The sequence below is a fragment of the Psychrobacter sp. H7-1 genome, assembly GCF_904846585.1.
Classification (GTDB): domain Bacteria; phylum Pseudomonadota; class Gammaproteobacteria; order Pseudomonadales; family Moraxellaceae; genus Psychrobacter; species Psychrobacter raelei.
The window spans coordinates 30,488-53,664 of the sequence record NZ_CAJHBH010000016.1 but is presented as its reverse complement, the minus strand read 5'-3'; the positions used below and the strand labels follow the sequence as shown (position 1 = coordinate 53,664).

The window sequence follows — 23,177 nt, the reverse complement described above, 5'->3', positions numbered from 1 at the left end:
TGACAGTAAGCAAAATGAGCTATCTAATCGTTGTTATGACAGTTATGAGGCTATTGTCGATGCCACTTGCTTGGCTTGGAATAATTTGCTTAAACAGCCACAAAGAATTCGGTCGTTAACTGCTCGTGCTTGGGCGCAACTTTAATTGTTGGGTTTGGTATAATTTAAAATTATATTTAAAAACATCCACCTAGCTCACTCAGTATCCCATACCCTACCCTTTGTCCGACGCTATTTACTATCTTAAAATTTACTGTCTTAAAGCGAGCTATTTTAAATTTTGCTATTTGAAATTTTGCTATTTTAAAGACAGTTACTTTAAAGACAGTTATTTAATCGGCTTTAGCTCAAGGTTGACCGCACGCTGTACCGCAGGACGTGTAGAGATTTGCTTCGCCCAGCGCTGTAGATGGGTGTAGCTGTCCACTTGCAAAAATTCTCCAGCGCGCTCATACGACTCATCCAACGCCAAGCGGCCATACCAAGGCCAGATGAGCATATCAGCCACGCTATAGTTGTCCTCGCCATCGCCAATCATATATTCATGGTGGGCTAAGTGCTTATCTAGCAAATCTAATTGTCGTTTGGTCTCCATCGTAAATCTGTCAATGGGATACTGCATCGGATATGGCGCATAGCTAAAGAAATGACCAAAACCGCCGCCCAAATAAGGCGCGCTGCCCATTTGCCACATCACCCAGCTTAGATAGGTGGCGTATTTTTGGGTTTGTGTGTTTTGTGGCTTAAATTTATTAAATTTTTCTGCCAAATACATCAAGATGGCGCCCGATTCAAACAATTTGACAGGATTGTTGGCATCAGAGTAATCGATAAGCGCAGGAATTTTAGAGTTTGGATTAATCTCCACGAAGTCTGAGCCGAATTGATCATTCTCCATAATGTCAATTTTATAGGCATCATACTTAGCCGACTCTATGCCAAGCTCAGCGAGCTCCTCTAACAATATATTTACCTTAATGCCATTGGGTGTGTTCAGCGAATACAGCTGTAGAGGATTGTCGCCTTTGGGTAGAGTTTGCTGATGACGGGCGCCTGCTGTGGGCTTGTTGGTATTGGCAAACTTGCCGCCATTGCCCTCTACCGGCTGCCACACTTTAGGGGGCACATAATCTGTATTGGTATCATTTAAGGTGTTATTTAAGGTATTGTTTGAGCTCATGATAAGTCCTTTTTTTATTAACGTGTTATTGAGGCGTTATGGGCTTTATATGTTTTGATTTAGCCTATCATAAACAATTTTTTGGTTAAGTTCAGTTACAGATTAATTGACAGCCCATTACTAACATTAACACTAAATAGTTCGTGCGGCGGCCGTGGTACTATAGATAACTTTATTTTCTTAGTTAAACCTAATTTTTTAGGTCGTCTTATGCCCAATAATTCTAATAATCAAGAAATCACTAACACCACCGCCACTTCATTGGCATCAGATTTACAGCCCAAATTCACTTTATCTGCGGTTCAAGCCAAGTTTTTGCCTTATGTTCTTGCTGTCGCTTTGTTTATGCAGATTTTGGATGCGACTATCTTAAACACGGCCCTGCCGGAAATGGCGCTGGCGTTAGGTGAGTCGCCGCTCAAGATGCAGTGGGCTGTGATCAGCTATGCATTAACTTTAGCCATCTTTATCCCAATAAGCGGGTTTATGGCCGACAAGTATGGGACTCGCAAAGTATTCTTAACTGCGATTGTACTGTTTAGCATTGGCTCAATCTTCTGTGCCATGTCCCCTAATCTGGATATCTTGGTCGCCTCTCGCATACTACAAGGTGTGGGCGGAGCAATGATGACACCCGTGGCCCGCTTGATATTGGTCAAGTCCTATCCGCGCAACCAGCTACTGACGGTGATGAACTTTGCCGTTATCCCAGCTTTGATAGCGCCCCTTGTCGGCCCGCTGGTTGGCGGCTATCTGGTGCAATATGCCAGCTGGCACTGGATTTTTTTGATTAATATTCCGATGGGGATACTGGGCTTTATCCTTGGTTTTAAATTGGTACCTGATATCAAAGAAGCCGCTGGCAAGTTGGACTGGTTTGGTTTTGGTCTATTTGCGCTCGCCGCTGGATTATTGACGCTGGCAGTTGAGCTGTTATCCAAGCCAGGAGAGGCCATCCCAGGCTTTGTTCTTATCGCGGCCGCACTTGGCTTATTACTCATGTACGTGCGCCATGCCCGAAAGGCAGGCAACCCTATTTTTCCGCTGTCGTTATTTGATGTTCGAACCTTTAGAATTGGTATAACCGGTAACTTATTTACCCGACTTGGTATCAGTGCTGTGCCCTATTTATTACCGCTATTGTTACAGGTGGCATTTAAATATACCCCATCGCAGGCAGGCTGGTTGTTAACTCCTATTGCTGTCGGCGCCATGGGCATCAAGCCTTGGGTAAGTAAAATCATTCAGCGCTTTAGCTACCGCAAAGTATTGGTCACCAATACCACCATCCTTGGTATTTTGATTATTTTATTGGCGCAGCTAAATGCCTCGATACCTTGGTACTATATTGCACCGCTTTTGGTGATTATGGGGGCATGTAACTCCATGCAGTTTAGCGCCATGAACACCATTACTATCGGTGACCTAGAAGGCAGTCAAACCAGTAGTGGTAATAGCTTAATGGCTGTTAATCAGCAGTTGGCCATTAGTTTTGGTATTGCTTTTGGCGCCACCATATTGAGCGTCTTTAGCGATAGGCTTAACTTTGAGATTGTTAGTGCCTTTCATGCCACCTACTATGTGCTGGGTATTATCACCATCATCTCTGGGCTGTCATTTTTAAGATTAAAACCTGAAGATGGCCGCGGCTTATACTAAGTGATAGCCCATAACGAGTTGTCGATAAAATGATGAAAAACCTTGTCTGTTTAGATCATAAATTTACTTTAAAATCATACTTTTAATAACTTATTCCTAAGGCACTTATAGAATTTAGTAATGAGTGGTTAAAAAGATATAAAAAAATGTTGAATTTACACTGAAATTAGAGTAATTTTTTAATGTAACAATACTGTAATGTTAATTTAATCTGATAAGGACAGGGCCCTATGAGCATGCAAGACGTCATTAAACGTATTGAAGAACGCTACCCACACCAACCGGAGTTTATTCAAGCAGTAAAAGAGGTAGCGAGCACTATTGACGTTGTATATGATCGTGATCCGAACTTCGCGAAATATAAAATTTTTGAGCGTCTGACTGAGCCTGATCGTATTATTAGCTTCCGTGTTAACTGGGAAGATGATGAAGGTAACATTCAAATCAACCGCGGCTGGCGTGTCCAGTTTAGTAATGCTCTAGGTCCCTACAAAGGCGGTATCCGCTTCCATCCCACCGTTAACGAGTCTATCTTAAAATTCTTAGGCTTTGAACAAATCTTCAAAAACGCCCTAACCGGTCTGCCTATGGGCGGTGCAAAGGGTGGCTCAGACTTTGACCCACATGGTAAATCAGACAGCGAAATCCGCCGTTTTTGTTATGCCTTTATGCGTGAGCTGTATCGCTATATTGGTAAAGACATGGACGTACCGGCCGGTGATATTGGGGTTGGTGGCAGAGAAGTCAGCTATATGTTTGCGATGTACAAGAACCTTACCAATGAATACACTGGGGTATTGACCGGTAAAGGTGTTGGCTTTGGGGGCAGCTTATGTCGCTCAGAAGCTACTGGCTATGGGGCCGTTTACTTCCTACAAAACATGCTAAGCGCTCACAACGACAGTATGGAAGGCAAAACGGTACTGGTTTCAGGTGCTGGTAATGTGGCCGTCCATGCCGCCGAAAAAGCCATTGCTTTGGGTGCCAAAGTCATTACTTTATCAGACTCAAAAGGCACGTTGTACGACGAATTTGGTTTTGATCAAGAAAAACTCGATTGGGTAAAACAGCAAAAAGCCAATCGTCAGCCTTTATTTGAGTACCATAGAAGATTCTCAGGCAGTGGCGTATGGCTACCTGGTGAGAAGCCTTGGAAGTTTGATGGCGATATCGCTATTCCTTGCGCCACTCAAAATGAAGTGACCGCTGCTGATGCCGAAGCCATGTACGAGCATGGTGTTCGTTATGTGGTTGAAGGGGCTAATATGCCTCTTGATGCCGAAGCCATTGACGTCGTTCGTGACAAAAAAATGCGTTATGCGCCAGGCAAAGCGGCCAATGCTGGCGGTGTGGCAGTATCTGGTCTTGAGATGTCACAAAACTCCGTACGTCAGTATCGTACGTTTGAAGATGTGGATCAGCAGCTTCAAATCATCATGAAAAATATCCATGATGATGCCGCTCGGGCGTCTGAAGAGTATGGCTATAACTCTGATGATTGTATTGACTACATGTCAGGGGCGAACATTGCCGGCTATATCCGTGTGGCCAATGCCTTAATGGCGTATGGATTACTCAACTAAGCGATTTTCTGCTTATTTAAGTGTTTATTTCATTGTTCAATGATGCACTAGAAAAAGGAGAGCCAAGCGGCTCTCCCTTTTTTTATGACACTATCTTTTTTAAGACCTTATTTAAAAATAGAGACAATCTCCAGCGGCAGCGCTAGAGTCTCTAATAAGACTTTTAGTGGAACGACCCCAAGCTCAGCTTGTGTCTTAAAGCGCTTACTACCTGTAGGATGTATCAGCGCTGTTACCCCCTCGCCGAGTTTAAACCCCATTGAGCTGTGATTATCTAGTGCTGCATACATACCGCCTTGTAAGGATAAGTTGCAGCTATAGTGTGCCGCATCAGTGAGTTTACAGCTGCTGTTAAGCGGTGCAGGTAGGCTGTTTTTGGTGCTATGGGCGCTCTGGATCTCAAAGGCAAGCTGGATTTGAACGCTGTTATCGGGGTATTTATTGATAATTATCGGCTCATGGATGTCTAATTGCTGTCCATTCAGCCTATTTAACCCGTTCAACCTATTCCACCCATTCAGTTGGGTCACTTGATCAAGCGCCTGAGTGCCACTGGATATCAGATAGCTGTATTGGCTACCGATGAGTACTATACCAGGCTGGCGTGCCCCGTCATATACTGGATAGGCCATAGCTAAAATGGTCTCTTCTTGGTCCAGGGAGGCAGCACTCATAGCGTTTGCGGCTCGGCCTGAGTGCTGTTGGCTAAATGGGGCTGAACTACAGCCTGCCATAATAGCGCTGCCTACTATTATCGCACTGATCAGTTTTAACATTTAAGGTAGCCTGTTGTCCTTTACTTTAAAGGGTTCGGAGAACTGCAAGATAACGAAGCCCACAACAGATAAAATGATGGCAATTTCGTATCGGCCCGTGGCCACAGAGATGCCAATAGCGGCCGTGTTCCATAAACTTGCCGCGGTTGCCGTGCCCCTCGCCCCATCTTCTGTCTTAAATATTGCACCACCACCGATAAACCCCATGCCCGTGATGATCGCATACATAATACGCGCCTCGGCATCGCCTTTATAAATGTCCATGCCTACTAGCATAAAGGCACATGAGGCAATAGTGACTAGCGGAAACGTCCTAAGCCCTGCGCCACTGTCCTTCATCTCGCGATTCAAAGCAATGGGCAATGACAATAAAAAAGCAATAAACAGCTTTAATAAATGGTAGCCCATCAACCCGAAGTTAATATCTAAATCCAGCATAAATTACTTCCTTTGTAAATTATCCTAATTCATATTGTCATCTTTTAATACTCAAAGATTGTTTTGATTGACCCGCTGCATCAGCGCTTCTGCACTCTCTACTCGCTCTGAATATCGATCCACCAAATAAGGTGCATGATCGCGTGTCAATAACGTAAATCGTACCAACTCTTCCATCACATCCACAATGCGTAAGTAATATCCAGATGGCTTTATACGCTTGCTAATACTGCCATCGGTGTTTTCAACGTCTTCAAATTCCAAGAAGGCTTTGGGCAGCGAAGATTGGTTGGGTATGGTAATCATCCGCATCCAGCGCCCTAAGATACGTAACTGGTTGACCGTATTAAATGATTGAGAGCCACCATTGACCTGCATCACAGCAAGGGTCTTACCCTGTGTTGGCCGAACTGCGCCCAGCGACAACGGAATCCAATCGATTTGCGCTTTCATTATGCCAGTCATCGCACCGTGACGCTCAGGTGAGCACCACACCATCCCCTCACTCCACTGTACCAACTCACGCAGCTCGCTAACTTTCGGATGAGTGACCTCCTCGCTATCAGGCAAAGGCAGACCAGTTGGGTCAAATATCTTCACCTCTGCACCCATCGCTTGCAGAATACGAGCGCACTCCTCTACCACCAGACGGCTATAAGACACCTCCCCTAATGAGCCATATAACAATACAAACTTTGGCTTATGACTCGACAGCTCTCGCTTGAAGTCATTGATGTGCGGTATATGAAACTGTTCAGGGTCAATGTTGGGTAAATCGTCAAATTTTCGGATTTTGCTCATAAGTGGTGTCCTGTGTGATGGTTGTTTTGTTAATGGTGCTGGATTGGAGGGTTTTTGCTTTTATTTGCTTAGGCTAATTTTTAATATAAAGCCATGTCTATGGGTCATCCGCTCTAATCCAGAGTGGCTCACATTCTTTCATTCTTTGATCAGTTTGATTAGCCAGCCGTGGTGATTAAACGTGATGTACCAAATCAAGCAGCGCCTGTTTGCGCGCCTCAGCTGACAGCTCAGCGCTGGCAATCTGATGTAACTTGGCGACTCTTTGCTCAATGATAGCAATGGTCTTAGCGAAGTTTTGAGCAGTTTTTGTTGCATCTTGCGTATCTTTTGAAGGATCAGACAATCCCCAATGTAGCTTGACCAGATTAGGGATATTACCTAGCCACAGCGGACACTGCTCGCCTGCCGCATTGTCACACACAGTGATTAACACATCCGGCTCAAAGCCTTGCATATACTCCTTATCATCCCAACCATTGCTGGTTAGCCCCTCTACGCTATAGCCTGCCTGCGTTAGATACTCTAAAGTTAAAGGATGTACCTGCCCCACCGGCGCACTTCCTGCACTCTTAGCCACTAATAACTTCTGGTCTGTCTTGCTCTGTGCGCCTTGTTGAGGCTGATATTGATTGGTAATGGCCTCTGATAAGGCACTACGGCAGCGATTGTGGGTGCATATATATAATATTTTTAGGGGCGTCATATCGCTCTCTTAGTCCATTGGTAATGAGTGTTGGTAAAGTAGGGTTTGCGTGTTAATTGCGTGTTGTTGAATAGGCAATGGGTGAATGGCTATGAGTAAATAGTGTTAGAAGTGAGTAGAAATAGGTGTTTTTATTTGCTTAGGCTATTTTATTAGGCCGTTTGGCTAAGGCCATATTACAGCGCTTGTTTAGTGCGCTCTATTCTATTCTTTACTAGCTGCGCCCTATTCTCTACTTACTTGCTACTAGCCATCTACTAGCCATCTACTAACTGATCATAGGCAGCCAAAGCGCCAATGCCATTAAAGTTGCCAGCAATACTGGCACCGTTAGGATAACGCCCACCTTAAAGTAATAACCCCAAGTAATGACCACCTCCTTACTTGCCAGCACATGTAGCCACAACAAGGTTGCCAGTGAGCCGATGGGCGTAATCTTTGGCCCTAAGTCTGAGCCAATGACATTGGCATAGACCATCGCTTGATGTATCTGCTCAGGCTCACTAAAGGTCGATGTATTTACATCAGCAATGGCCAGCGACTGCATCAATACAGTGGGCATGTTATTCATAATCGAGGACAGACCCGCCGACATAAAGCCGGTGCCAATTGTGGCCGCCCACAGCCCCTGCCCGCCCAGAGCATTTAGAGCTTGGGTAAGATAACCGGTTAACCCTTCGTTTTTTAGGCCATAAACCACCAGATACATGCCCAGTGAGAACACCACCACTTGCCAAGGTGCCCCTTTTAATACACTAGATACTGACAGTTTTTTATTGGCCAATGCCGTCAAGATTAACACCAACGCCCCTATGGCTGCGATTAGGCTAATGGGCACGCCTCTAGGCTCTAGTACAAAGAACCCCACCAATAAAGCAGCCAATACCGCCCAGCCAGTAACAAAGGTCGCCTTATCCTTAATGACACTATGCGGACTTGGTAAATTAGCCACCTCATATGTGGCGGGAATGTCTTTTTGATAAAAAAAGTACAGTACCGCAAGTGAGCTTAGTACCGACACCATATTCACCGGCAGCATCACCTGAGCATAACGATCAAAGCTTAAGTTAAAAAAATCTGCCGATACGATATTAACCAGGTTGGATACCACCAGCGGCAAGCTTGCCGTATCCGCAATAAAACCTGCTGCCATGATAAAAGCCAAGGTAGTGGCGGCAGACACCCGCATCTTAAGCAGCATAGCTATCACAATAGGGGTCAAAATTAGCGCTGCGCCATCATTGGCAAACAACGCCGATACCACAGCCCCAAGTAGCACAATAAGCACAAATAATAGCTTGGCATTACCCCCGCCCAGTCGTGCCACATGCAGCGCTATCCATTCAAAAAACCCGGCCTGATCCAGAAGCAGACTGATAATAATAATGGCAATAAACGCAAAGGTGGCATTCCACACGATGTCCCAAACCACAGGGATATCCGCTAAGGAGATTACCCCCATTAATAACGCCGCCAGTGCGCCTAGGCTGGCGCTTACCCCGATACCAAGCCCTTTGGGCTGCCAGATAACCAGCACCAATGTAACCACAAAAATAAGCGCCGCAAGTACCATAACCACTCTCTATTGTGTAGTGAATTAAACAACTATATTTAAACTATATATATTCAAAAATATCGCATAAGCCTGTGCTACTATTTATCAATCAGGGAATCCGCACTAAGAAAGTTCGTACTATTGATAAAGCGATTGATGGCATAACAGCAGGGCATAAAAGCTATAAAATCTAGCGCTAAAATACGCCAACAATGACCACAGATAGCTTGCTTTAATAGATTATCTTTATAGTATAAAACCGAGTATACTATATTCGGTTATGCGGATATAACCCCTGATGTGATAAAACTGCTTAAAGTCTGCATAAAACAGAGGGTCGACTATGGTGTCATCGGTTACATTTTTTAAAGCATTATCAGATCCCACACGCCTAAAGCTCATGTTACAGCTGCGTGAGCAAGACATGCTGTGTGTGTGCCACTTAACTGAACACTTACAGCAGCCGCAGCCGACCATCTCTCGTCATCTAAGTCACCTAAAAAAAGCGGGGCTTGTGACGTGCGAGCGCCGTGGCACTTGGATGTGGTATGCCATTAACCCTGACTTGCCGCAGTGGTGCCAAGACATCATTCATCGCATGCCTCAGATATAAACATCGGTTATAAGCGTCAGATATAAGCACCCATTAATTACTGCTCACAACGCATTAGTCATTGATAATTAAAACACGTCAAACTATAGTGTTTATAGACCCGTTATAAAAAAAAGGATTTTGCCATGACACGCTTTGCGACAGACTCTGCCTTGGATTTGGCGGTGGATACGGCCATCACCCCCGAGCCTGATACAAGCTCTACACCAGCCCCTCATAAGCCTGCCATATTGGCCTGTATCGATGGCTCGAGCGTGACAGAGTCGGTCTGTGACTACGCCGCTTGGTATGCCCGAGAGCTTAAGCTGCCTATTAGCCTGCTACATGTGATTGATGTGCCCAAAAGCTATAGCTATCGTCATGATTTAAGCGGCTCTATTGGCATGGATAGCCGCAATACCTTGCTACAACAGCTTACCCTCCTTGATGAACAAAGCGCGCGCGTGGCCAACCAGCACGGTGAGGCGCTACTACAAGATGCCAAAGCCCATATCTTAATCAATCTCCCCCAAGCCAATGTCTACCGCTATCTGCGCCGTAGTAAGCTGCTTGCCGCCATTCAACACTTCATTGATGACAGCAAAATGATCATCTTAGGACGCCGTGGGCGCGATCATCAAGGCGATCACATGACCATAGGCAGCCAGATTGAGAGCGTGGTACGCGCCGTGGACTGCCCGATATTGATCTGCTCAGATGGCTTTATTACCCCCGACTCTTATATGATAGCTTTCGATGGCAGCGAGACGGCAAAAAAAGCCGTACAAAAAGTATGCGACAATAAAATTGCCAAAAATCTTACCGGCCACATTGTCATGGTCGATAATAAGAACAGCGTGCACGAAAGCGCGTTGTATAAAGCACAAAAACAGCTTAGCGATGCCGGCTTCGAGGTCACAGCCCATTTAATCAGCAGTGAAAAATATGGCGAGGGTGATGTGGTCTCAGCCCTCACAGCCTTTCGTAACCAGCACAACATCAGCATGTTCGTTATCGGTGCCTATGGCCATGCCAAATGGCGGCGCTTCTTCGTCGGTAGCACCACCACCAAGCTTTTGACGAAGACCACAGCGCCTGTGATGTTGCTGCGTTAATATAGCGATGCGGTAACCTCATAAGCGGCGGCGCTACGCTGCTACACATGCCCCATAAAAAAGACCCAGCAATAGCGCTGGGTCTCTTTTTTATTGTCATGGGACAGAATCATGGGACAGAATCATGGTATAGATTCACGGATACCGGATACCAGTACTCGCTCTATTCACGCTATCCGCTCTATTCGTTCTCATAAGCCGTTTAGACCAAATCTAGAAAGTCAGCCACAAACGCGTTGGCAGGCTTGGCGATAAGTGCCTCTGGGGTGCCAATCTGCTCTACCGAGCCATGATTCATTACCACAATCTCATCCGACACATCACGCGCCTCTTCTTGATCGTGGGTCACCATGATACTGGTCACGCCCAGCTCATGATGAATGGTCTTAAGCCAAGTGCGCAGCTCCTTACGCACTTTGGCATCTAACGCCCCAAATGGCTCATCTAACAATAACAGCTTAGGCTCAACGGCTAAGGCACGTGCCAAGGCAATACGCTGACGCTGACCGCCGGATAACTGGTGCGGATACGCATTGGCCAAAGTCGGCAACTGTACCAGCTCAAGCAAGTGCTCTACCCGCTTTTTAATATCGCTGCTGCTTGGGCGCTGATCTTTGGGTAATAGCTTGAGGCCAAAGGCAATATTCTCCGCAATGGTCTTATGACGAAACAGCGCATAGTGCTGAAACATAAAGCCAATATGGCGCTTTTGTACCGGCGTATCCGTCACATCCACCCCATCAAATAAGATACGGCCACTGTCTGAGTACTCAAGACCGGCAATAATACGTAATAAGGTGGTCTTACCGCAGCCTGAGGGGCCCAATAACGTGGTCAGCTTACCGGTTGGTACGCTTAGCGAGATGTTTTCTAGGGCAACAAAATTGCCAAAGCTTTTATGGACGTTTTGAATATCAATGCTCATCTTTACCCTCATTTTTTTAATGTGTATATAGCGGTGCGGCAAGCCTTAGCGTCGTAGTGAACGGTCTATTATGGCTTGGCTTATGACTTAGCTTGTGGCCTAAATGATAACTACGCTGGCTTAGTTTTTGGCATCAGTCGCTTTGGCCGGTTCAGTGGCCGGAATCACCAAAGCGGGCGCGGTAATCGCTTCTCGGTCATTGCCTTTGGCATATTTGCGTGTCTGCAATTTTGACATAATCTGCTGCACAATAAGCGTCAGCAGTGCCAAGGCTGCAAGTAGGCTTGATAAGGCAAAAGCTGCTGTAAAGTTATATTCGTTATAAGCAATCTCAACCAACAACGGCATGGTATTGGTCTCACCGCGGATGTGGCCTGATACCACGCTCACCGCACCAAACTCACCCATCGCGCGAGCATTGGTTAAGATAATGCCGTACAGCAGCGCCCATTTAATATTGGGTAAGGTAATGTGCCAGAACACCTGCCAGCCTGACGCGCCTAAGGTTAATGCTGCCTGCTCTTCACTGTCGCCCTGTGACTGCATCAAAGGAATCAGCTCACGGGCAATAAAGGGAAAGGTCACAAACAAGGTCGCCAACACAATGCCAGGGACCGCAAAGATCACCTGAATGCCCATCGACTCAAGCCAGCCGCCCATGGTCGAATTCAGACCAAACAGCATCACGAACATCAGACCCGCCACAACCGGCGATACCGAAAACGGTAAGTCTAATAAAGTGGTGACCAGCTGCTTACCCTTAAACTTATAACGGGTCACCAGCCAAGCAATGGCCACACCCATCACGATATTCACCGGCAGCACGATGGCCGCAGTCAGTAAGGTCAGCTTAATGGCAGAGACCGCTTCAGGCTCTACAAGCGCGGCCACATACAAGTCCCAGCCGCCTTTAAACGCCTCATAAAACACGGCCAACAACGGGATAACCAGCATCACAATCATAAATATCGAGGCGATACCGATAAATAGCGCCCGCACCCAAGGGGCATCGCGGGTGGCGGCATTGTCTTGATAGTTATACCCATTTGAGATTTGCATATGCTGTCCTAATTATCCGAATGTACTGTATAAAGCAGGCTGAACTTGACTCACAACTTAACCCATAACTTGGCCTAACCTGGCCTATAAATTGGCCTAGGTCGGCTTACTTAGCCCCGACACGGCGAGACAAACGCCACTGTAGTAGGTTGATGGCCAATAAGATGACAAAGGAGATCATGAGCATAAATAACGCCACCGCAGATGCCCCTTGGATATCGAATTGCTCAAGCTTACTGATAATAATCAGCGGTAAAATCTCAGACTGCATCGGGATATTACCAGCAATAAAGATAACCGAGCCATACTCTCCGGTGGCGCGTGCAAACATCATGCCTGCACCCATCAATAAGGCAGGAAACAGCTCTGGCAGTATCACCGTACGAAAGGTGGTCAAGCGATTGGCCCCCAGTACCGCGGCCGCTTCTTCATACTCAACTGACAGCTCCTCTAATACCGGCTGCACAGCACGTACGATAAATGGAAAGCTTACCACCACCAAGGCCAGCCAAATACCAATGGGGGTAAAGGCAACTTGAATACCCACCTTGTCAAAGAACTGACCGATTAAGCCATTGGGCGCATACAAGGTGGCCAGTGAAATACCAGTCACTGCCGTGGGCAAAGCAAAAGGCAGATCCACCAAGGCATTAATCAGCGACTTACCTATGAAGTCATAACGCACCAATACCCACGCCACCAAGGTACCGAACACCATATTGGTCAACATGGCATAAAACGACATCTTCAGTGACAAAATAATCGCAGCCTTCACCTGAGGCTGACTGATGGCCTCGATAAAACCACTTAGCCCCATTTGGGTGGTGGTATAAGCCATCATCGCAAAGGGTAGAATAACCAATAACGATAAGCTCAATACGGTGATACCCATAGACAAGCCAAAACCGGGTAACACGTTGCGCTGACGCAATCGGGTAAGCCAAGAGCGCTTGCGGATAGGAGCTGTCGATGGGGCTGACTGGTTCATGAAGGTCTCACTGCATTGATGAAAATGGGTCATGCTTTTGTATGGTGCTGCTCATGCTAACAGGGCAAGGTTATTAAGTTTAATGATGAATAAGGCTATCGTAGTGAATAAAAGGAATATACTGGGCGGCTACGCTCACCTTAACTGCCGCCCTGAGCCGACTGTTATTAGCACGATAGGCGCCGTTATTTTGCGGCCGCTAAGTCGGTGCTACAGGTGAGGCAGATGGTGCAGTCGCTTATTGCGGCTTATTTTGGCTACTGGCCAACTGATCAAACACCCCGCCCTCAGCGAAGAACTTACTCATAATCTCATCCCAGCTGCCAAATACGTCATTGGCGCGGAAGGTATCCATGGCAGGTAGCTTATCGCTATTGGCTTCAAGAACAGATGCTACGCTTGGGCGTAGATACAGATCGGCAGCCAACTGCTGCGCAGGCGTGCTCCACAGATACTCAAGGTACTCGGCAGCCGGCTCTGTGGTGCCTTTTTTATCAGTGACTGAGGTGACAACGGCCACAGGGTTTTCGGACTGTACTGAGTAGCTTGGATAGACAATCTCCACCTGACCTTTGCCAAACTTATTGGCGGCCAAATTGGCTTCGTTTTCGAAGGTGATAAGCACATCACCGATGTTGCGCTGCACAAAGGTGGTGGTGGCCGCACGTCCGCCATTTTCATAGACTTTGACATTACCCAAAAGCGATTTAACAAATGCCTTGGTCTTGTCCTCATCGTTATTAAAGGCATGTAAGCCGTAGCCATAAGCGCCCAAGAAGCTATAACGGCCACTGCCTGACGCCTTGGGATTGGCAATAATCAGCTCAAGACCAGGCTGGGTTAAGTCATTCCAATCCTTAATCTGCTTTGGGTTGCCCTTACGTACCAAAAACACCGTGGTACTGGTAAAAGGCACCGCATGATTGTCAAAGGCTTCTGCCCAGTTATTGGCCACTAAGCCTTTTTTCTCAAGCAGCGCCACATCTGAGCCTTGGTTCATGGTGACCACATCGGCTTGTAGGCCATTGGCCACTGATAAAGCCTGCTTACTTGAGCCGCCATGCGACTGGCTAATACTGATGGTGCTATCAGGATGCGCCGCCTTATACTGCGCCACAAATAGCGGGTTGTACGCTTTATAAAAGTCACGCGAGATGTCATAAGAGACGTTTAATAACTGCACATTGTGACTGTCCACTGTGCTGACGCTGCCATCGGCATTGGTCTGTTTTTGGCTACCACAGGCAATGAGTCCAAAGGCAAGCGTCGTCATTAGCGCAGCGCTGGCCCATTTTTTTGTGGCAGAAGGTGTAATCTGGGCGCTTAATGCAGCTGTCGTCACAGCAGCAGATCGGCGATAAATATTAAAAGTTGCCATGAAGCGCGTGTCCTTAAAAAAGTGAGTCTGCTTTATAATTAAATAGTGTATTTACAGACAGTTATAAAACCATAAGGTTATGCTATCAGGGCTTTGTTATTATATTTAGTGATAAATATATCTATCTTAATGAAAAATAGGAATATAAAACGGGTGGTTTTTGGGCACAAAAAAGCCCTTTCAAGTCAGGCAATCTTAGATAGATGGCTGGCTTGAAAGGGCTTATAAATAGCGGCTTTTAGAGCGATGCGCTTATTTTGGGGCGTTCACTGCCAATTGATCAAACACACCACCATCACTGAAGTAGGTGTCCATAATCTCATCCCAAGTACCGAATACATCGTTTGGACGGAAGGTTTCGATCGGAGGTAGCTTATCGCTGTTGGCATCAAGAACAGACTGTACGCTAGGACGTAGGTATAAGTCTGCGGCTAACTGCTGCGCCGGCTCGCTCCATAGGTAGTTTAGGTATTCAGTGGCCGCTTCAGTCGTGCCTTTTTTGTCAGTCACTGTGTTGACTACAGCCACAGGGCTTTCTGACTTAATAGAGTATTTAGGATACACGATTTGTACTTGGCCTTTACCAAACTTAGTCGCGGCTAGGTTTGACTCGTTTTCAAAAGTGATAAGCACATCACCGATGTTGCGCTGCATAAAGGTGGTGGTTGCCGCACGGCCGCCATTTTCATAGACTTTGACGTTTTTTAGCACATCTTTAACAAAAGATTTGGTTTTGTCCTCATCTTTATTAAAGGCATGTAGACCATAGCCATAGGCACCTAAGAATGCATAACGGCCGTTACCCGTCACTTTTGGGTTAGCCATAACAATCTCAACACCCGGCTTGGTTAAGTCCTCCCAAGTGGTGATGTTTTTTGGATTGTCTTTACGTACCAAAAATACAATGGTACTGGTAAAAGGTACGGCGTGATCTGGGAAAGCGTCTTCCCAAGTGTCTGCCACAAGGCCTTTTTTCTGTAGTAGCTCAATGTCTGAGCCTTGGTTCATGGTTGCCACATCGGCTTGTAGACCATTGGCCACAGATAAGGCCTGCTTGCTTGAGCCGCCATGCGACTGCTTGATATTGATATTCACCCCAGGATGCTCAGACTTGTAGTGCTCAATGAACATGGGGTTGTAGTCTTTATAGAAGTCGCGCGCCACGTCATAAGAGACGTTTAGTAGCTCGATGTCTTGAGCATCTGTGCTGGCAGCGGCGGTATCACCTGATTTGTCAGCGCCTTCAGTCTCGGTGTTTTTTTGATTGCCACAGGCAGCCAGACCTAAAGCTAGGGTCGCCACTGTGGTAATAGAGGCAAGCTTGGCAGCTTGGGTAAGAGGGGCTTGGCTAAGCTTAAAACTGATCGCCATGGTCTGTGTCCTTTATTAGCAAACTTATAGGATAAAACTTAAGAGCTATCTATTTAGTAATGAGTAACCATAGTAGTCATGAGTCACCATACTTTTAGATACAAAAGTAATTTTAGGGTGCCATGGTAACAAGACGCTGTGATCATGTTTAATGATGATTTTGGCTATCTTAGTGAACAAATAGAATATGCATAAAAAAAATGACTCACCATATCGTAATTAGCCACAATAAATGGGAATAATTTTTGATTCTATGGCATAATCTAATTTATTTATATTGTTAATTATTGTAGTTTTTTGTCACGCTAATTGTTGAGTGAATATCTTGCTTAATTCATCATGTCGATGGCTAGGAGCAATCATATAGCGATCACGTTATATAACAGCCAAGCTTCTGTGCCATGCGGCGTCATTCTTTAGTAGCAAGGATGCTGCTTGTCGCAATTAAGCGCTATATCAGGTAAGGCGGTATGTCTATGAGTTCGATTGTGACCCGTATCAACGGTTTAAAATTCTTGTTATTAGCCACTGTCTGCGCCACATCCTTATCGGGCTGTTATGTGCAGCCTCACTCTCAGTCTGGTCTGGCTGGGCAAACGCACGCCACCCAAATGCAACATAGCGACGAACACCCGCAGATCTCAGGCCGCTACAGCCTACTGCACTCTGGGGCGCATCCTGCCAATCTAACCGTAACTGTCAAAAAAATTGGGCTATTTACCCCAGCCAAAGACATCAAAATCGACATAACCACTGACTCTGCTACCCCAGCACTCAGCGCCAGCACTACTGACGCGGCCTCAAGCTGTACTTACCACGGCTCAGCCAAGCTAATGGGCCAAGACGCCCTGCATGGTGTTATCTATACCGCCCCAGTGAGCAGCTTAATCCATAGCGGCACCAGCTCTGCCTTATTAGATGCCGATCACAGCAATGGGCTGCTGTTTTTCCGCTTTAAAGACAATGTGCTAAGCATTGATAGCAACAATCCGCAAGCGTTGGGGCTGTTATGTCAGGGCAATATGGTATTAAAAGGGGATTATGTCCAAATAGACTAAGATGGCAGCGCTCAACGGTGGCCGTCGCCTCAAGCCGTCTTTTTAAATTAACACATTAAGGTCTAAATACAGCTGGGAGTGTGGCATGGGATTTAGATTTAGAAAAAGCATTAAGATTGCACCTGGTGTGCGCCTAAATATCGGCAAAAAAGGCATCTCCAGTGTCTCTGTCGGTGGCCGAGGTGCCCGTATCAATATCGGTAAGCGTGGCACCACTGCCAGCACTGGGCTGCCCGGCACCGGCTTATCTTATACTCAAAAGTTAAGCGGCCCGGCCAAATCTCGCAGCGCCAAGTCTCGCAGCGTCAAAGCTGACACTACGCATCCTGCACCGCCCTCTTCTCTATCTTCGCCCGATCTACATTCGCCCGATGCGCTGCCATCGACAACCACTTCTTGCCCGCCTGCCCCTCGTGCAACTGATACGCAGAGCACTTACCCTGATCACGAGTACCGCAAAGTCTCCTTTGGCCTGCTGCTGGGTATCTTATTTATTCCCTATATCTTTAGCTGGCTAGTACTGCGTGAGGGCTATAGCACCACAGCTCGGGTACTGAGCATGGGCTGGCTCATGATAGTCGTCATCTCTTGGCTGCGTTAGGCTTTGGCTTAACACCTCACATTATTTGAGCACAAAAAAAGCCTAAATCCCAGAGAGCTTATGGATTTAGGCAAAATCAAAATAGCGCTTTATGGTGGCTATTTTTAGACAGCTTATGTGCATTAGACGACTTGTGTCTTGGTGTGCTTGGGCGCTTAGCCTTTATTTAGTGCGTTAAAGCAGGTGTTGTAGTACTGCGAGATAAATTTATCAATTTGGGCTTCTTGATCGGCTTTGTTCTCATAGCGCTTAACGGTGAATGCCTTATCGATGATACCGGCCGCTAAGGCTTGTGAGGTTTCATCTGCCTTTTGCGCAACTTTATTTAATTGTGCTTTGGTAGCGCCCTCTTGGCGAGCCTGCATTACCTTGCCCGCCATAGCAGCGATATCGACACACAGCTCATCGGGCGCATCGTCTTGGGTATCGGCTGCATACGCGCCTAGGCTACCGAACATTACGGCAGCAGCCATAAAGCTGGCTTTGAGAGTCGGTGTGATTGTCTTTGATGAAATAGATTTGATCATAATAATTACTCCTAGTTGCCCTCAGTATATAAATATTTGGCCAAAACAACCATGGCTGTTATCAATAACTCTGCCTAGCAGTAGGACTTTAGCAAGGTTATTGATTTTGTGTGTGAAAAATTGGGTTATTTGCTATGATTATAAGTATGTTAACTGCTTGTAAATGATAAGCAAAGCCGGTGTGTACTGTCGTTCTGGCAACTGGATGGTGCGGCTTGGTTGACAGGTTGGCTTTGTTACTGAGTTTTTATTGAAAACTCAGGTCGTCCTGTATTATGGCATCAGGCGTAAGTATTTAATCGTAAGTATTTAAGTTCAAGTCATTAATCCTCCTTCAACATTGTTTAATTTAGGAAGTCACATAGTATGGCAAAAGAGATCACCAAAAAGAGTGACAAAAAAGAAGTTCGCTTTGAAGAGGCGCTATGGGATGCAGCCAATAAGCTGCGTGGTAGCGTTGAGTCATCAGAGTATAAGCACATCGTGCTCAGTCTTATCTTCTTAAAGTTCATCAGTGATACCTTTGAGCAGCGTAAGCAAGCGCTGATAGATGCTGGCCAAGAGAAGTATGTTGACTTGGTGCAGGCTTATACCAAAGAGAACGTGTTTTATTTGCCAGAAGAATCCCGTTGGCGTTTTATTCAACAAAACGCCAAGCAAGAAGACATTGCGCTGAAGATTGATACCGCGCTTAGCACCATTGAGAAGACCAACAAATCACTAAAAGGCGCACTGCCTGACAATTACTTCTCACGCCTTGGCTTAACCCCGAGCAAATTAGCGGCTTTGATCGATGTGATTAACAACATCGACACCATCGACAATGAGCACAAAGATGTGGTTGGGCGTGTGTATGAGTATTTCTTAGGTAAGTTTGCGGACAGTGAAGGTAAGGGCGGCGGTGAGTTCTACACGCCTAAGTCGGTGGTGAACTTGATTACTGAGATGATTGAGCCGTATAAGGGCAAGATATACGATCCGTGCTGCGGCTCGGGCGGTATGTTTGTGCAGTCGATTAAGTTTATTGAGAACCATCAAGGCGACACCAAGGATGTGTCTATCTATGGTCAAGAGTACACCACGACGACCTATAAGCTGGCGAAGATGAACTTAGCCATTCGCGGTATCTCTAGTAACTTGGGCGAAGTGGCGGCCGATACCTTCTTCAAAGACCAGCACCCTACCCTAAAAGCTGACTTTATCATGGCCAACCCGCCCTTTAACCAGTCGCAGTGGCGCGCTGATGATGAGCTGGTCGATGACCCACGCTGGGCAGGGTATCCCACACCGCCAACCGGCAATGCCAACTATGCTTGGATATTGCACATGATATCTAAGCTGTCTGAGCATGGTACAGCAGGCTTTGTATTGGCCAATGGTTCTATGTCTACAAGCACAAGCGGTGAAGCTGAAATACGTCAACAAATCTTAGAGAATGATTTGGTGGATTGTATGGTCGCTCTGCCCGGTCAGCTGTTTTATACCACACAGATTCCTGTTTGCTTATGGTTTATCAGTAAGGATAAAAAGGCGGAGTCTGCTGACAGTAAAGAACGTGGCTTACGCAATCGCTCTGGTGAGACGCTATTTATCGATGCGCGTAATCTGGGCTATATGCTAGACCGTACGCATAAAGGCTTGTCTGATGAGGATGTGAAGAAGATTACCGATACTTATCATGCGTGGCGTGGTGAGCAGCACGCTGGCGGCTATGAGGCGTATGAAGACGACGCAGGCTTCTGTAAATCAGCGACGCTTGATGAGATTAAAGCCAATGATTATGTACTCACTCCAGGGCGTTATGTGGGTATGGCTGCTATTGAAGATGATGGTATTCCGTTTGAAACCAAGATGAGTGAACTTAGCCAAACCTTATATCAGCAAATGGCTGAGTCTGAGACGTTAGATAAAGCGATTCGTCATAACATGGAGGTATTGGGTTATGGTGAGTAAATGGAAAGAGTTGCGTCTTGATGAAGTGACAGAGTTGATTATTGACTGCCCACACTCCACACCTAAATGGACAGATGAAGGAATAGTTGTCCTGAGAAGTAATAATATTAAAAATGGTAGATTGGATGTATCGTCACCTAGCTATACTGACCTAGATGGTTATGAGAAAAGAGTCAAACGAGCAGTACCTCAAGCAGGAGATTTAGTATTAACTCGTGAAGCTCCAATGGGTGAGGTCTGTCAAATACCTGAAGGGCTAAAGTGTTGTCTTGGGCAAAGAATGGTACTTATAAGAGTAAAAGAGGAAATAATAGACTCAAAGTATTTGCTATACACTTTGCAAAGCCCTTATTTGCAGTATCAAATTAGTTGGAATGAAGGTACAGGAACTACTGTTAGTAATATTCGAATACCAAATATTAAAGCATTTCAAATTCCAACTCCCCTAATCCCAGAACAAAAAGCAATAGCCCACATTCTAGGTACTTTAGACGATAAAATAGAACTTAACCGTCAAATGAACGAAACACTAGAAGCAATGACACAAGCTTTGTTTAAAAGCTGGTTTGTTGACTTTGATCCAGTAATTGATAATGCGTTGCTGGCAGGTAAGGCTATTCCTGATGAATTAGCAGAACGTGCCGAGCTGCGTCAGGCTCAGTTAGACAGTGGTAAAGCCAAGACCAACTCAGAGATTAATGACTTATTCCCCAGTGAGTTTGAGTTTACTGAGGAATTGGGGTGGATTCCTAAGGGGTGGGCTTCAAAAAAGCTCGGGGAATTATTAAACATTAAATATGGTAAAGATCACAAGAAGTTAGAACAAGGAAGTATTCCTGTCTATGGTTCTGGCGGTCTAATGCGTTCAGTTGATAAATCTCTTTATAACGGTGAGTCTATATTAATTCCTCGCAAGGGTACTTTAAGTAATTTGATGTATGTTGATGAAGAGTTTTGGACTGTTGATACTATGTTTTATTCAATTCCAAAACAAGAAAAAACTGTCAAATATTTATTTCAATGCTTAAGTTTGTTTGATCTAGCTTCAATGAATGTTGGTTCCGCAGTGCCAAGTATGACAACGAGAGTATTGAATGACTTAAACATTGTAATACCTTCAAATAATGCACTTTATGAGTTTGATAGACTGGCTACTGACTTTTTTAATCATACAAATGCATTAACGAAACAAAATTCGTGCCTAGCCAAACTCCGTGACACGCTACTCCCCAAGCTTATGTCAGGCGAGCTGCGTATTGCTGATGCTGAGAAGTTGGTGGCAGATATTTAAAGGGGTTTTAGTTTCAAACGTATCAAAGGACTTTTTATGAAGAGATTACTATTAAGTGTGGCGATTGGCTTGGGTGCTGTAGCAAGCACTTCAGCTATGGCAGCGACACCTGCTTTTTCAGCTCAAAAGGTTGCTCAGGTCAAATTACCTGACTTAAGTTTTAAGCAGGTGATGCGGGCTTTTTATAATGGTCAAATGACCAGAGTCTTTGTTAACGATGAAGATATTGAGTCTTTACCTTACATTGGGCTTGGCTATGGAGAAGATGGAGAACAAACGGTTGCCGTTATGCACCCTATTGTTGGCTATCTCAATAGCACAGGCGAACCTCGCTATTTAGTGATTATCGAAAAGCTAAAAATCTATGAAGACAGTAGAAGCCTAGTATCAGGTCATGCTATGGGGGCAGATGCCGACCTATATACCTTTAAACGCCTAAAAACTGGACAATATCAATTAGTCAGCAAATCTGGACCTAACTTGCAGTTATCAGGGAGTTGGGGGCGAATACAGTTGGATGCATCTAGCCTCAAAACTGGCTTACAGCCTATAGGCAAAAACCTTGTTGGTAGCATCTTTTCAAATGGTTACGTCTCTACTGGAGTGGTTGAAACTTGGTGGGAAGTATTACATCTGCCAGAAGATGATTATATCAACAGTTACGTATTAGGTGATGCAGGCTCGAGCAATGGAGGTAATTATGAAGAAACATCACCGCTGTATTATGACTATGAATCTACCTATCAAGTGATACCTGATGGCAATAAGTATTATCCTATCAAATTAACCTATAAAGGGGAAAGGCCGACTGATGACTATGAGCGTATTGAGTCCGTTAATCACAGTGTCATCAAGAAGTTTAACCCTGTGAAAAAAGAGTATTATTAATCAAGTACATTAAACTACTTTGGACAACACAGTCTATTGTTAGGCGAGCTGCGTATTGCTGATGCTGAGAAATTGGTGGCAGAAATCGGGTAGTAGAGTGCATTGCATGGACCGCTAAAAATAACTGACAGCAAACCTGATAGAGCTATCTGATAAATTTTTTAAATTACAATATTAAAAAGGTGCTTAAAAATGCACCCTACAAAATATAGGAAGCATGAGTCGTTCAGACAAGAGTCCATTTATCAAGCACCACATAGCCACTTATGAAGACTTGCCGATATGGGTAGGTGTAGAGGTAATGGATTTTGGTAGCTTATCGGTATTGTATTCAGGACTTAAAGGTAGGCAAAAAAAGCAAATATCACAAAGTTATGGCGTGGATAACCCTAGGGTGTTCGAAAGTTGGCTTAAGTCGTTAAACTATATCCGCAATATTTGTGCACATCATGCGAGATTATGGAATGTTAATATTGATGTTGTGGCAAAGGTGGATACTCGTTTTTTGGGATTGTCATTAGCGGATAATAAACGGTTGTTCTTTTATCTTATTATGATGAAGCATTTGTTAGCGGTCATTGTGCCAAAAAGTGTTTGGCATCATAAAGTAGAGCGTTTATTTCATGATTTTCCTATACCAATGAATAATGCTATCACATTAAATGATACAGGGTTTAGCTCATGGCAGGACTGGTGAAGACACTCAAAAATCTACTAAGATAAATCAATAGAC

22 protein-coding genes are annotated in these 23,177 nt (G+C 45.3%); 10 read left to right on the top strand and 12 right to left on the bottom strand.

Annotated features, from left to right (window positions below; genetic code table 11):
* Positions 1-328: 328 nt before the first annotated feature.
* The gene (gene yghU, locus JMX92_RS06765) at positions 329-1,180 is read right to left on the bottom strand and encodes a glutathione-dependent disulfide-bond oxidoreductase (protein WP_201544660.1); all 852 of its coding nucleotides are present in this window, start codon (positions 1,178-1,180) and stop codon (positions 329-331) included.
* Positions 1,181-1,390: 210 nt separating this feature from the next.
* On the opposite strand from yghU, the gene JMX92_RS06760 reads away from it, so the two are divergent.
* Positions 1,391-2,839 carry a DHA2 family efflux MFS transporter permease subunit gene (locus JMX92_RS06760; protein WP_193564703.1) on the top strand — a complete coding sequence of 483 codons (1,449 nt, stop codon included), beginning with the start codon at positions 1,391-1,393 and terminating at the stop codon, positions 2,837-2,839.
* 230 nt (positions 2,840-3,069) lie between these two features.
* Positions 3,070-4,422 (top strand): NADP-specific glutamate dehydrogenase, encoded by a 1,353-nt coding sequence (gene gdhA, locus JMX92_RS06755; RefSeq protein WP_041773311.1) that lies wholly within the window; start codon positions 3,070-3,072, stop codon positions 4,420-4,422.
* Positions 4,423-4,529: 107 nt separating this feature from the next.
* On the opposite strand, the gene JMX92_RS06750 is transcribed toward gdhA, so the two are convergent.
* From JMX92_RS06750 to JMX92_RS06730, 5 genes are all read right to left on the bottom strand, one after another.
* On the bottom strand, positions 4,530-5,198 hold the full coding sequence (locus JMX92_RS06750; RefSeq protein WP_201544658.1) for a hypothetical protein: 669 nt from the start codon (positions 5,196-5,198) through the stop codon (positions 4,530-4,532).
* Entirely contained in the window at positions 5,199-5,636 is a 438-nt protein-coding gene (locus tag JMX92_RS06745; protein WP_011960398.1) for an MgtC/SapB family protein, read from the bottom strand. It lies immediately after the preceding gene.
* Between the two features lie 51 nt (positions 5,637-5,687).
* Positions 5,688-6,437, bottom strand: a complete 750-nt coding sequence (gene arsH, locus JMX92_RS06740) for an arsenical resistance protein ArsH (protein WP_201544656.1) — start codon at positions 6,435-6,437, stop codon at positions 5,688-5,690.
* 175 nt (positions 6,438-6,612) lie between these two features.
* Positions 6,613-7,143, bottom strand: a complete 531-nt coding sequence (locus tag JMX92_RS06735) for an arsenate reductase ArsC (protein WP_011960396.1) — start codon at positions 7,141-7,143, stop codon at positions 6,613-6,615.
* 268 nt (positions 7,144-7,411) lie between these two features.
* The gene (locus JMX92_RS06730) at positions 7,412-8,716 is read right to left on the bottom strand and encodes an arsenic transporter (RefSeq protein ID WP_201544651.1); all 1,305 of its coding nucleotides are present in this window, start codon (positions 8,714-8,716) and stop codon (positions 7,412-7,414) included.
* Between the two features lie 325 nt (positions 8,717-9,041).
* On the opposite strand from JMX92_RS06730, the gene JMX92_RS06725 reads away from it, so the two are divergent.
* Together JMX92_RS06725 and JMX92_RS06720 are read left to right on the top strand one after the other, a co-directional pair.
* Positions 9,042-9,311: an ArsR/SmtB family transcription factor gene (locus JMX92_RS06725; protein ID WP_011960394.1), complete on the top strand. Its 270-nt coding sequence runs from the start codon at positions 9,042-9,044 to the stop codon at positions 9,309-9,311.
* A gap of 125 nt (positions 9,312-9,436) precedes the next feature.
* Positions 9,437-10,405, top strand: a complete 969-nt coding sequence (locus JMX92_RS06720) for a universal stress protein (protein ID WP_227675297.1) — start codon at positions 9,437-9,439, stop codon at positions 10,403-10,405.
* Positions 10,406-10,607: 202 nt separating this feature from the next.
* On the opposite strand, the gene JMX92_RS06715 is transcribed toward JMX92_RS06720, so the two are convergent.
* The 5 genes from JMX92_RS06715 to JMX92_RS06695 all read right to left on the bottom strand — a co-directional run bounded on the left by JMX92_RS06715 (position 10,608) and on the right by JMX92_RS06695 (position 16,126).
* Entirely contained in the window at positions 10,608-11,330 is a 723-nt protein-coding gene (locus JMX92_RS06715) for a sulfate/molybdate ABC transporter ATP-binding protein (RefSeq protein WP_011960392.1), read from the bottom strand.
* Between the two features lie 120 nt (positions 11,331-11,450).
* On the bottom strand, positions 11,451-12,389 hold the full coding sequence (gene cysW, locus JMX92_RS06710; RefSeq protein WP_011960391.1) for a sulfate ABC transporter permease subunit CysW: 939 nt from the start codon (positions 12,387-12,389) through the stop codon (positions 11,451-11,453).
* A 106-nt stretch (positions 12,390-12,495) separates the two neighbouring features.
* Entirely contained in the window at positions 12,496-13,377 is an 882-nt protein-coding gene (gene cysT, locus JMX92_RS06705; RefSeq protein ID WP_110816540.1) for a sulfate ABC transporter permease subunit CysT, read from the bottom strand.
* A gap of 238 nt (positions 13,378-13,615) precedes the next feature.
* Positions 13,616-14,650, bottom strand: a complete 1,035-nt coding sequence (locus tag JMX92_RS06700) for a sulfate ABC transporter substrate-binding protein (protein WP_201544666.1) — start codon at positions 14,648-14,650, stop codon at positions 13,616-13,618.
* 357 nt (positions 14,651-15,007) lie between these two features.
* Positions 15,008-16,126, bottom strand: a complete 1,119-nt coding sequence (locus JMX92_RS06695) for a sulfate ABC transporter substrate-binding protein (RefSeq protein WP_201544649.1) — start codon at positions 16,124-16,126, stop codon at positions 15,008-15,010.
* Positions 16,127-16,602: 476 nt separating this feature from the next.
* Here JMX92_RS06695 and JMX92_RS06690 point away from each other — a divergent pair, with 476 nt between their 5' ends.
* Positions 16,603-17,184: a hypothetical protein gene (locus tag JMX92_RS06690; protein ID WP_227675295.1), complete on the top strand. Its 582-nt coding sequence runs from the start codon at positions 16,603-16,605 to the stop codon at positions 17,182-17,184.
* Between the two features lie 85 nt (positions 17,185-17,269).
* A complete protein-coding gene (locus tag JMX92_RS13760) occupies positions 17,270-17,785 on the top strand; it encodes a DUF4236 domain-containing protein (RefSeq protein ID WP_201544647.1) in 516 nt (171 codons plus the stop codon).
* Between the two features lie 155 nt (positions 17,786-17,940).
* Here the strand turns inward: JMX92_RS13760 and JMX92_RS06680 are convergent, their stop codons facing one another.
* Complete coding sequence (locus JMX92_RS06680) at positions 17,941-18,312, bottom strand: hypothetical protein (protein ID WP_011960385.1); 372 nt, start codon at positions 18,310-18,312, stop codon at positions 17,941-17,943.
* 366 nt (positions 18,313-18,678) lie between these two features.
* Here JMX92_RS06680 and JMX92_RS06675 point away from each other — a divergent pair, with 366 nt between their 5' ends.
* From JMX92_RS06675 to JMX92_RS06660, 4 genes are all read left to right on the top strand, one after another.
* Positions 18,679-20,265, top strand: a complete 1,587-nt coding sequence (locus JMX92_RS06675) for a type I restriction-modification system subunit M (protein ID WP_201544645.1) — start codon at positions 18,679-18,681, stop codon at positions 20,263-20,265.
* The gene (locus JMX92_RS06670) at positions 20,255-21,556 is read left to right on the top strand and encodes a restriction endonuclease subunit S (protein WP_201544644.1); all 1,302 of its coding nucleotides are present in this window, start codon (positions 20,255-20,257) and stop codon (positions 21,554-21,556) included. The genes JMX92_RS06675 and JMX92_RS06670 overlap by 11 nt, the downstream gene beginning before the upstream one ends.
* Before the next feature lie 36 nt (positions 21,557-21,592).
* Complete coding sequence (locus tag JMX92_RS06665) at positions 21,593-22,444, top strand: hypothetical protein (RefSeq protein WP_201544637.1); 852 nt, start codon at positions 21,593-21,595, stop codon at positions 22,442-22,444.
* Positions 22,445-22,661: 217 nt separating this feature from the next.
* Positions 22,662-23,141 (top strand): Abi family protein, encoded by a 480-nt coding sequence (locus JMX92_RS06660; RefSeq protein ID WP_201544635.1) that lies wholly within the window; start codon positions 22,662-22,664, stop codon positions 23,139-23,141.
* The last annotated feature ends 36 nt before the right edge of the window (positions 23,142-23,177 follow it).